At 58.7% G+C, this 6,015-nt stretch carries 3 protein-coding genes; 1 reads left to right on the top strand and 2 read right to left on the bottom strand.

The features are described from left to right. Positions 1-59: 59 nt before the first annotated feature. Both H8S59_RS25605 and purL read right to left on the bottom strand, forming a co-directional pair. Complete coding sequence (locus tag H8S59_RS25605) at positions 60-371, bottom strand: YqfO family protein (RefSeq protein ID WP_187523242.1); 312 nt, start codon at positions 369-371, stop codon at positions 60-62. Positions 372-377: 6 nt separating this feature from the next. Beyond that, the gene (gene purL, locus H8S59_RS25610; protein ID WP_187523243.1) at positions 378-4,274 is read right to left on the bottom strand and encodes a phosphoribosylformylglycinamidine synthase; all 3,897 of its coding nucleotides are present in this window, start codon (positions 4,272-4,274) and stop codon (positions 378-380) included. A 237-nt stretch (positions 4,275-4,511) separates the two neighbouring features. Between purL and mltF the strand changes: the two genes are divergently transcribed. Further along, a complete protein-coding gene (gene mltF, locus H8S59_RS25615; RefSeq protein ID WP_187523244.1) occupies positions 4,512-5,972 on the top strand; it encodes a membrane-bound lytic murein transglycosylase MltF in 1,461 nt (486 codons plus the stop codon). The last annotated feature ends 43 nt before the right edge of the window (positions 5,973-6,015 follow it).

Here is a 6,015-nt window from a genome sequence, read left to right on the forward strand (position 1 = left end):
CCGATTGCAGTTAATCTGACACACCGCCATCGCAGCCTTCGGCAGCTCCTACAGGGGAATTACAGATCTTCCAGCCGCCAAACCTCATAGGCCGGCGTTTCATAGGGGTGGCTCTGCTTGAGAGCCGCCACTACTTGCTGAATTAACTCATCCGCAACGACAAGCTCGACTTTCCATTCCTGTACCTGCTCGACCACGCCGCCCTGCCCGATAAATGGCTGGCTACCCTCCAGCGGGCGGAACTGGCCATGGCCGAGCACCTGCCATGAGCACTGATCGTAAGCCCCGATTCGCCCTGCACCAGCGGCGAATACGGCACTTTTGACCTGTTCCACATGACTCGGCGGTACAAAGAACGCGAGCTTGTACATTGTTTCTTAGTTCACCCAGGCACGGGCGTTGCGGAACATGCGCATCCACGCACCGTCTTCGTTCCAGTCTTCCGGACGCCACGAGTTTTGCACGGCACGGAATACACGCTCTGGGTGCGGCATCATGATGGTGACGCGACCGTCGCGAGTCGTGAGACCACCGATGCCGCGCGGCGAACCGTTCGGGTTGGCCGGGTAGGCTTCGGTGATCTTGCCGTGGGTGTCGACGTAGCGCAGCGCAACAGTACCGGAAACATCGGCAGCGACCAGTGCTTCATCGCTGGCGAACTCGGCGTGACCTTCACCGTGAGCAATGGCGATCGGCATACGCGAACCGGCCATGCCCTGCAGGAAGATCGACGGCGACTCCTGAATCTGCACCATGGCTACCCGCGCTTCGAACTGCTCGGAGCGGTTGCGCACGAAGTGTGGCCACAACTCGCTGCCCGGAATCAGCTCGTGCAGGTTGGACAACATCTGACAACCGTTGCACACGCCGAGGGTGAAGCTGTCCTGACGCTCGAAGAAGCCCTGGAACGCATCACGCGCACGGCTGTTGAACAGTGCCGACTTGGCCCAGCCTTCGCCAGCACCCAGTACGTCGCCGTAGGAGAAGCCGCCGCAAGCAACCATGCCTTTGAAGTCGTTCAGATCGACACGGCCCGCCAGGATATCGCTCATGTGTACGTCAATCGCGTTGAAACCGGCGCGGTCGAAGGCAGCTGCCATTTCGACCTGACCGTTGACGCCCTGCTCACGCAGCACAGCCACTTGCGGACGCACGCCAGTCTTGATGTAAGGCGCAGCAATGTCTTCGTTGACGTCGAAGCCCAACTTGACGGTCAGGCCTGGATTATCCTCTTCCAACAGCGCGTCGAACTCTTGATCGGCACACTCGGCGTTATCACGCAGGCGCTGGATCTGGTAACTGGTTTCAGCCCATTGACGCTGCAGCAGACGACGCTGGCCGCCGAACACTGGCTCGCCATTGAAGCTGATGGACACTTCGTCGTTGTTGACCGGCTGACCGATTACCGCGACGCAGTCTTCCAGACCGGCCGCGCTGAACTGAGCCAGTACGTCTGGCGTGGCGTCCTGACGAACCTGGATGACGGCACCCAGCTCTTCGTTGAACAGGATGGCTGCCAGTTCAGCCGGCGTCTCAGCCAGACCATCCATGTGCAGATCCAGACCACAATGACCCGCGAACGCCATTTCCAGCGTGGTGACCAACAGGCCGCCATCGGAACGGTCGTGGTAAGCCAACAGGTGGCCGTCGGCGTTGAGACCTTGAATGACGGCGAAGAACGCCTTGAGGTCTTCGGAGTCATCGACATCCGGCGCTACGCGACCGAGCTTGCCGTAAACCTGAGCCAGGATCGAAGCACCCATGCGGTTCTGGCCACGACCCAGGTCGATCAGGATCAGGTCGGTAACGCCCTTGTCCATGCGCAGTTCCGGGGTCATGGTCTTGCGGATGTCGGTCACCGGTGCAAAACCGGTCACGATCAGCGACAGCGGCGACGTCACGCTCTTCTCGACGCCCTCATCGCTCCAGCGGGTTTTCATGGACATCGAGTCCTTGCCCACTGGAATGGTAATGCCCAGCGCCGGACACAGCTCCATGCCGACCGCTTTTACGGTGTCGTACAGACGAGCATCTTCGCCGGGATGACCGGCAGCGGACATCCAGTTGGCAGACATCTTGATGTCGGAAAGCTTTTCGATGCGCGAAGCAGCGATGTTGGTCAGCGTCTCGCCGATGGCCATACGGCCCGACGCAGGAGCGTCCAGCAGTGCCAGCGGAGTACGCTCGCCCATCGCCATCGCTTCACCGGTATTGACGTCGAAGCTGGTCGCGGTCACGGCGACGTCAGCGACTGGCACCTGCCATGGGCCTACCATCTGATCGCGAGCGACCAGACCGGTAATGCTGCGGTCACCAATAGTGATCAGGAAGCTTTTGCTGGCAACAGCCGGGTGGTGCAGAACGCGCTGTACGCTTTCTTCGATATCCAGCACGCTTGGGTCGAAATCATCGCCCAGCTCGTTTTCGCGGTCAGCACTGCGGTGCATGCGCGGGGCCTTGCCCAGCAGTACTTCCAGCGGCATATCAACCGGATTGTTGCCAAAGTGGCTGTCGGTCACGGTCAGTTGTGGTTCGGCAGTCGCCTCGCCCACTACGGCAAACGGGCAGCGCTCACGTTCGCAGATCGCCTTGAAGCGCTCGAAGTCTTCGGCGCCAACCGCCAGGACATAACGCTCCTGGGATTCGTTGCTCCAGATTTCCAGCGGGGCCATGCCCGGCTCGTCGTTCGGTACGTTACGCAATTCGAAGCGACCACCGCGGCCGCCGTCATTGACCAGTTCCGGGAAAGCGTTGGACAAACCGCCCGCGCCGACGTCATGGATGAAGCTGATCGGGTTCTTGTCACCCAGTTGCCAGCAACGGTCGATGACTTCCTGGCAACGACGCTCCATTTCAGGGTTTTCACGCTGAACCGAAGCAAAATCCAGATCCGCAGAGCTGGTACCGGTGGCCATGGAAGATGCAGCACCGCCGCCCAGACCGATCAACATTGCCGGGCCGCCGAGCACGATCAGCTTGGAGCCAACGGTGATTTCGCCTTTCTGCACGTGTTCGGCACGGATGTTACCCATACCGCCAGCCAGCATGATTGGCTTGTGGTAACCCCGAACTTCATCGCCGTGCGGCGTGCTGATGGACTGTTCGAAAGTACGGAAATAACCGGTCAGGGCCGGACGGCCGAATTCGTTGTTGAACGCGGCGCCGCCCAATGGACCTTCAAGCATGATGTCCAGCGCGGTCACGATGCGCTCAGGCTTGCCGTAGTTCACTTCCCACGGTTGTTCGAAGCCTGGAATCTGCAGGTTGGAAACGGTGAAACCGGTCAGGCCAGCTTTAGGCTTGGCACCACGACCCGTTGCGCCTTCGTCGCGAATCTCGCCGCCGGAACCAGTCGAGGCGCCCGGGAACGGGGCAATCGCAGTCGGGTGGTTGTGGGTCTCGACCTTCATCAGAATGTGCACAGGCTCCTGCACCGCGCCGTACTGGCGGGTTTCAGGGTCCGGGAAGAAACGACCCGCCACGCTGCCGACGATCACCGAAGCGTTGTCCTTATAAGCAGACAGGACGCCTTCGCTGTGCATCTGGTAGGTGTTCTTGATCATGCCGAACAGGCTTTTTTCCTGGCTCTCGCCGTCGATATCCCAACTGGCGTTGAAGATCTTGTGACGGCAGTGCTCGGAGTTAGCCTGGGCAAACATCATCAGCTCGATGTCATGAGGATTGCGCCCCAGACCGTTGAAGCTGGTGACCAGATAATCGATTTCATCTTCAGCCAGCGCCAGGCCGAGCTCGACGTTGGCTTTTTCCAGCGCGGCACGACCGCCGCCCAGCACATCAATCGCCGTCAGCGGCTTGGGCTCGGCGTGAGTGAACAGGCCTTCGGCTTCCTGTACGGAACCCAGCACCATCTGCGTCATGCGGTCATGCAGGCAACCGGCGATGATCTGGGCTTCAGCTTCGCTGAACTGGCCTTCTACATAGAAGGTAATACCGCGTTCGATACGCTGGACCTTCGCAAGGCCGCAGTTACGGGCAATATCGCTGGCCTTGCTGGACCACGGCGAAATAGTGCCGAAACGTGGCATCACCAGGAACAACCGGCCGCTCGGCTCTTGAACCGGCACGCTCGGGCCGTATTTCAAGATGCGAACGAGAACGTCCTGTTCCTCGCCAGTCAGATCGCCAGTGACTTCGGCAAAGTGGGCAAATTCGGCATACAAGCCACTGACAGCTGAAACTTTCTGTTTCAGTTGTTCCAGTAATTTGCTGTGGCGAAAGGCAGAAAGGGCAGGAGCACCGCGCAGGATCAACATCTTCGGGACAGCCTCGGGAAGGGGGTGTGCTTTGAGGCCGTGCATTCTAGCCTAAAGCGACTGTTTGAGCACCCAAAACGGCCAGATTGACGGTGTCCGCATATCGGCGGGCCAAGTCGCGGGTCATGTTGCTGTTAACGTAGCCCTCAGGTTGCTCATAAGAAAGGCTGTGCTCTAGCAGACCCGAGCTTCGCTGTCGAGATATGGCGACGGGTGCGCTTTGCGTATACTGCTCCGATGTTTTCCCAATCAGACTTCCGCCCTCGTTGTGCCAGATGGCTCATCGCAACCGGACTCTTCCTGATGCTCGGCGCCTGTGTGGATAAACCCAACACACTGGAGCGAGTAAAGGAGGACGGCGTGCTGCGCGTGGTCACTCGCAACAGCCCCGCGACCTACTTCCAGGATCGCAACGGGGAGACGGGTTTCGAGTATGAATTGGTCAAGCGTTTCGCCGAAGATCTCGGCGTAGAGCTGAAGATCGAAACCGCCGACAACCTCGATGAGTTGTTCGATCAGATCCAGAAACCGGGCGGCCCGGTGCTGGCAGCCGCTGGATTGATCGATACCGAGCAGCGTAAAAAACAGGCGCGCTTTTCTCATTCCTACCTTGATGTCACCCCGCAGGTTATTTATCGCAACGGCCAGTCGCGTCCTACTGACCCTTCAGATCTGGTGGGTAAACGCATTACTGTCCTTAAAGGCAGCAGCCACGCTGAACAGATGGCCGCACTGAAAGCGCAAAATCCTGCGATTGAGTACGAAGAATCCGACGCCGTCGAGGTAGTTGACCTGCTGCGAATGGTCGATGACGGCCAAACTGACATCACGCTGGTGGATTCCAACGAACTGGCGATGAATCAGGTTTATTTTCCCAACGTCCGCGTCGCGTTCGATCTGGGCGAAGGCAAAGGACAGCGCTGGGCCGTCGCACTCGGTGAAGACAACAGCCTGCTCAACGAAATCAACGCCTACCTCGACAAGGTCAACAAGAACGGCACCTTGCAGCGTTTGAAAGACCGCTATTACGGGCACGTTGACGTCCTGGGCTATGTGGGCGCTTATACCTTCGCCCAGCATTTGCAGGAGCGCCTGCCTAAATACGAGAAGCACTTCCAGGCGTCTGCGAAGAAAGAACAAGTGGACTGGCGTCTGCTGGCAGCCATCGGCTATCAGGAATCACTGTGGCAGCCCGGCGTTACCTCCAAGACCGGCGTGCGCGGCCTGATGATGCTGACCCAGAACACCGCCCAGGCCATGGGGGTCTCCAACCGCCTGGATGCCAGACAGAGTATTCAGGGTGGTGCAAAGTATTTTGCCTACGTGAAGGATCAGCTGGACGACACGATTGTGGAGCCGGATCGTACGTGGTTCGCTCTCGCTTCCTACAACATTGGTAGCGGACATTTGGAAGATGCGCGGAAACTGGCAGAAAACGAGGGCCTGAATCCAAATAAATGGCTCGACGTTAAAAAAATGTTGCCCCGTCTTTCGCAGAAAAAGTGGTACAGCAAGACCCGATACGGTTATGCCCGAGGCGGAGAACCCGTGCATTTCGTGGCCAACATCCGCCGTTACTACGACATCCTGACCTGGGCCACTCAGCCCCAGCTGGAAGGCAGCCAGGTCGCCGAAAGCAACCTGCATGTACCGGGTGTGAACAAGACCAAGCCTGCAGAAGAAAATCCTCCGCTTTAACAAACTCCTCGTTTACCCCTCTACAACAATCTCGAAATGAAAC

The organism is Pseudomonas folii, assembly GCF_014357575.1.
Taxonomy (GTDB): Bacteria; Pseudomonadota; Gammaproteobacteria; order Pseudomonadales; family Pseudomonadaceae; genus Aquipseudomonas; species Aquipseudomonas folii.

Excerpts from the sequence above, each read along its gene's own strand:
- H8S59_RS25605 (WP_187523242.1), bottom strand. The coding sequence starts at position 371 with ATGTACAAGCTCGCGTTCTTTGTACCGCCGAGTCATGTGGAACAGGTC.
- purL (WP_187523243.1), bottom strand. The coding sequence starts at position 4,274 with ATGTTGATCCTGCGCGGTGCTCCTGCCCTTTCTGCCTTTCGCCACAGC.
- mltF (WP_187523244.1), top strand. The coding sequence starts at position 4,512 with ATGTTTTCCCAATCAGACTTCCGCCCTCGTTGTGCCAGATGGCTCATC.